Genomic DNA, 4,483 nt, shown 5'->3' with positions numbered 1-4,483 from the left:
ATTAGGGCGTGTTTCGAATGTGCTGGTCACAGTCATTCGTTGGTGGCCGCGACGAGGACCCGGAGTGAGTTCCCCTAGGCGTACTCGGGGCCATGGACACCGCGGCGCTGACGTACCTCGAGCAGAAGGGGGATGTCTGCGTGCCCCAGTCGTTGTAGGAAAGACTCGCCGTCGAGGCCATAGACGCCGGCTGTCACCATTCTGATCGTCGGCATCACCCACCTGCCTGTTGCTCGTGCCGGTTCAACCGGCACGAGCAGGTGAGACGGCAAGGTCGCATCACGCGACGGCGGTCCCTTCGAGCTCGACCATCTGGCCGGGGATCGCCAGCCGTGTCACCCCGAGCATCGTGGTAGTCGGTGCCACCCCGGCGGCGCCCAATCGCGACGCCAACACGCCGTAGTGCGGGAAGAGCAGATCGACGTCGGTGGTGTAGACGTTGAGCCGGACGAGGTTCGCGAGGGACATGCCGGCCTCGCCGAGCACGGCCTCCAGGTTGTCGAGGCTCAGCGCCAACTGTGCGGCCATGTCACCGTCATGCTGCGGCTTTCCTTCGCCGCTCATCGCGGTCTGCCCGGAGCAGTACAGAGTCCGGGTGTGCCCAGAGACGATCTCACCCTGGTTGAATCCCATCTCCACCGACCACGTCACCGGGTTGACTGCCGTTCGTTTCACTGCCACTTCAGCTCCATTCGAATATGGGGAGTACGTACGTCCGTGGGCGCGGTAGCTGCCATCGTTGACGTCGGTGCTCACGAGCCTTCCAACAAATCACGACACCCTTGGTCATGTATGCGATGAGGTTCTCGTATGCGCGCCGATCGGCTGGTCTCGCTGCTGCGTCAGCGTGGTCGGCTGACTGCGGACCCGTCGGCTCGCGAGCTGGAGTTGACCGGTTTCCATGCCGAGCTCACCGGACAAGCGGTGTGCTTTCCTCCCGCATGGGTTCACTGGTCGACGTGCTCGGCCGCGGACTTCGGGAGCGCGAGCATCACGAGTCCCGCCACGAGGTAGAGCACCGCGGTGACGACAAGGACGATGCTGAGCGCGTGACCGTAGTCGGCCAGTCCTGGTGCATCAGCCGTCGATCCGGTGACGGCGGCGAAGAAGATCGTTCCGAGAACGGCGATGCCAATAGATCCGCCGATCTGGTTGACGGTGGAGAGGACGCCGCCCGCCGCGCCCGCATTGCGTCCGGGGACACCGGCGAGCACGACATTGACGAGAATGGGTGCGGCGAGACCGAGTCCGAGGCCGCCGATGAACAGGCCGAGCGCGAGGAGCCAGAATCCGGGGTCGCTGCCGTCCCTGATGACGGCCAAGAGCACGAGCTGAGATGCCGCGATGGTGAGCGAGCCGGTGATCAGCAGGGCTCTGCCCGCCTTGACGGCGAGAGCGACGCCGACTCCTGAGGTGATGATCGAGCCGAGGGCATAGGGCAGGATCACCAAGCCGGTCTCCCACGCGGTCCGGCCGGTGCCCAGCTGAAGGTAGACCGACAGGGTGAGGAAGAACGATCCGATACCACCGAAGAAGAGCACGGATGCGCTCAGGCTGATGGCGAAAGCGCGGATTTTGAGCAGGGCCGGGTCGAAGACGGGTTCGCCCCCACGGTCGGCGAGGCTGCGCTCGTATGCGAGGAAGATCGTGAGCAGGATGATTCCGGCCGCCAGGAGGGCGTAGCTGGCCGCGGTCCATCCCCATGTCTCGGTCTGGATGATCGGCAGCAGGAGGAGCAGGATGCCCGAGGCCGCCAGTAGGGAACCCACGAGGTCCAGTCGCGCGGTAGAGGCGGAACGAGACTCCGGCAAGACCCTTGCCCCGACGACGAGGGCGAGGATCGAGATGGGGACGTTGATCCAGAAGATGGTGCGCCACCCCAGATCAAACAGGTCGGCCTCAACGAGGAATCCGCCCAGCAGTGGGCCCGCGACCGCGGCGATCCCCTGGACGGCCCCGTAGGCGCCGAATGCCTTGGCGCGCTCTGCCGGGGCGAACGATGCTCGGATTACGCCGAACACCTGCGGGACCATGATCCCCGCGGTCAGTCCTTGCGCGGCGCGCATGCCGATGAGCATTCCCGGAGTGACGGCAAGCGCGCAGAGCGCGGAGGTGACCATGAACCCGACCAGCCCGATCATGAACAGGCGCTTGCGGCCGAACTGGTCACCGAGCCGTCCGCCAGTGATCAGTCCCGCGCCCAGGGCGAGGGTGTAGGCAGCGATCGTCCATTGGATCTGAGCGTCGCCGGCTCCCATGTCACGGGCAATCGCCGGGGCCGCGACGGTGACGATCGTCGCGTCGACGAGGTCCATGAAGGAGCCGAACAGCACGACCAGGAGCGCCACGTTCGCGCCTGCGCCGGAGATAGGTGCTGGGGAAGCGTCGGGGGCACGTGTGCCCTCTCGGGATGTCTGTGAAGCGGTCATGCCGGACAGGGTCACAGCTATAGTTGCCACCGAATGACCGCTTTCCCGGAAGGCGGGATCATGGCTGTGACCTCCGCGAGGACGCTCAGGCTGCTGTCGATCCTCGGTATCGGCGCCACCCTGACCGCCGAGGAGCTCGCCGAAAGGCTCGGAGTCTCCCTTCGGACCGTGCGACGCGACATCGACACGCTCAGAGAGCTTGGGTACGAGATCGAGGCCGTGCGCGGGGTGGGCGGAGGCTACCGGCTCGGCCGCGCCACCCGCTTGCCGCCGGTCGTCTTCGACGAGGACCAAGCAGTCGCCGCGGCGGTCGCGCTCCAGACCGTCCCCACGATCCTCTCCGGCATCCGCGAGAACTCGGGACGCGCCCTCGCCACGCTGCAGCAAGCGATGCCCGCCCGCAGCCGCATCCGCACCGAGTCGTTCAGCGTCTCCGCAGCGCGCAACTACTGGGAATTCCCCGCCGCACCCATCGATGCCGAGATCATCCGCGTCATCGGCGGCGCGATCAACCGACAGCACGTCGTTTGCGTGGACTACACCGGCGAGGACGAACCGGCGACGCTCACGCTGGAACCGCACGACCTCGTCGTGTGGGCGGCACGGTGGTACCTCGTCGCGTTCGAACCGGACACGGCCCGATGGCGCGCGATGCGCGTCGACCGCCTCGAACCACGCATGCCCACGGGGAGAACCTTCGACCGCCGCGACGTCCCGCACGGCGACCCGGTCGCATTCGTCATGAGCACGCACGACCGCGGCGACACCCTGGCGGAATGGCCATGTTACGGGTCGGCGCTCGTCGCACTACCAGCGCCCATAGTCGCCCGGTTCGCCCCCGGCGGGTCGACGGTCGAGCACGACACCGACTCCAGCTGCCGACTCACGCTCGGGGCGTGGTCATGGGCAGGGCTGGCAGGACTGCTCCTGACTTTCGACGCTGACATCACAGACATCGAACCGGCAGAGCTCAGGCAGGCGCTGCGCTCCCTGCGCACCCGCATCGACGAAGGACTCAGGCGTGCTACGTGAGTTCACTGGGATGTGCCGAGGCCGGGGACTGTTACACGCGTAGGTGACAACACCACGGGTCCAACGAAAGGTCAGTGCGCGCATCGGAAGTAGATCTTGGATGTGCGATGATCTTGCTGCGTGTCGCGCGGAGGCCTGACGGACGAACAGTGGGCGGTACTGAAACCGCTGTTGCCGAGGGGGAAGAAGCCGGGACGGCCGCCGACCTGGAGTCGGCGGCAGCTGATCGACGGCATACGGTTCCGAGTCCGAACCGGCATCCCGTGGCGGGACATACCCATCACGTACGGCCCCTGGGGCCGGTCGTACGACCTGTTCCGGCGCTGGCAGCGGGACGGCACCTGGCAGCGGATCTTCACCGCGCTGCAGGCCCGTGCAGACGCGAAGGACCTGATCACCTGGGACATCAACGTCGACTCCACCGTCTGCCGGGCCCACCAGCATGCCTCCGGGGCCAGGAAAAAGGGGGAGCTGCAAAAGGAGCCGCCCGGCGGCGTCCACGTCGAGCCGGCCGACCACGGTCTCGGCCGATCCCGCGGCGGACTGACCACCAAACTGCACCTGGCCGTCGAGCAGGGCCAAAGGCCCATGGCCATCGTGATCACCGCCGGGCAGCGGGGCGACTCCCCGCAGTTCGAGGCCGTGCTCGACCGCATCCGGGTGCCCCGCCCGAGCTCGGGCCGGCCGCGCACCCGGCCCCGGCGGGTCCGCGCGGACAAGGCGTACTCGTCCCGGAAGAACCGCGCCTACCTACGCAAACGCGGGATCCGCTGCACCATCCCGAACAAGGCGGATCAGCTGGCCAACCGCCGCAAGCGCGGCTCCCGCGGTGGCCGACCGCCGAAGTTCGACAAGACCGACTACCGCGAGCGTCACGCCGTCGAATGCGGCATCAACCGCCTCAAGAGGCACCGCGCCGTGGCCACGCGATACGACAAGCTCGCCGTCCGCTACGAGGCCACGGTCCTCGTCGCGGCCATCAACGAGTGGCTGTGACCAGCACATTCGAAACACGCCCTAGG

Annotated in this window: 4 protein-coding genes; 2 read left to right on the top strand and 2 right to left on the bottom strand. The window is 67.1% G+C overall.

What is annotated here, in order from left to right; genetic code table 11:
- Nucleotides 1-279: 279 nt before the first annotated feature.
- Nucleotides 280-675 (bottom strand): RidA family protein, encoded by a 396-nt coding sequence (locus ACFYOV_RS33695; RefSeq protein WP_053126420.1) that lies wholly within the window; start codon nucleotides 673-675, stop codon nucleotides 280-282.
- A 272-nt stretch (nucleotides 676-947) separates the two neighbouring features.
- Nucleotides 948-2,348: an MFS transporter gene (locus tag ACFYOV_RS33690; protein WP_389094425.1), complete on the bottom strand. Its 1,401-nt coding sequence runs from the start codon at nucleotides 2,346-2,348 to the stop codon at nucleotides 948-950.
- A gap of 114 nt (nucleotides 2,349-2,462) precedes the next feature.
- On the opposite strand from ACFYOV_RS33690, the gene ACFYOV_RS33685 reads away from it, so the two are divergent.
- Nucleotides 2,463-3,461 (top strand): helix-turn-helix transcriptional regulator, encoded by a 999-nt coding sequence (locus tag ACFYOV_RS33685; RefSeq protein ID WP_389094423.1) that lies wholly within the window; start codon nucleotides 2,463-2,465, stop codon nucleotides 3,459-3,461.
- Nucleotides 3,462-3,581: 120 nt separating this feature from the next.
- Entirely contained in the window at nucleotides 3,582-4,457 is an 876-nt protein-coding gene (locus ACFYOV_RS33680; RefSeq protein WP_389094421.1) for an IS5 family transposase, read from the top strand.
- Nucleotides 4,458-4,483: the final 26 nt, after the last annotated feature.

The organism is Streptomyces sp. NPDC005931 (genome assembly GCF_042871235.1).
In the GTDB taxonomy this organism is placed as follows: domain Bacteria; phylum Actinomycetota; class Actinomycetes; order Streptomycetales; family Streptomycetaceae; genus Streptomyces.
The sequence above is the reverse complement of the archived record's forward strand: the minus strand, read 5'-3'. Positions and strand labels throughout refer to the sequence as shown.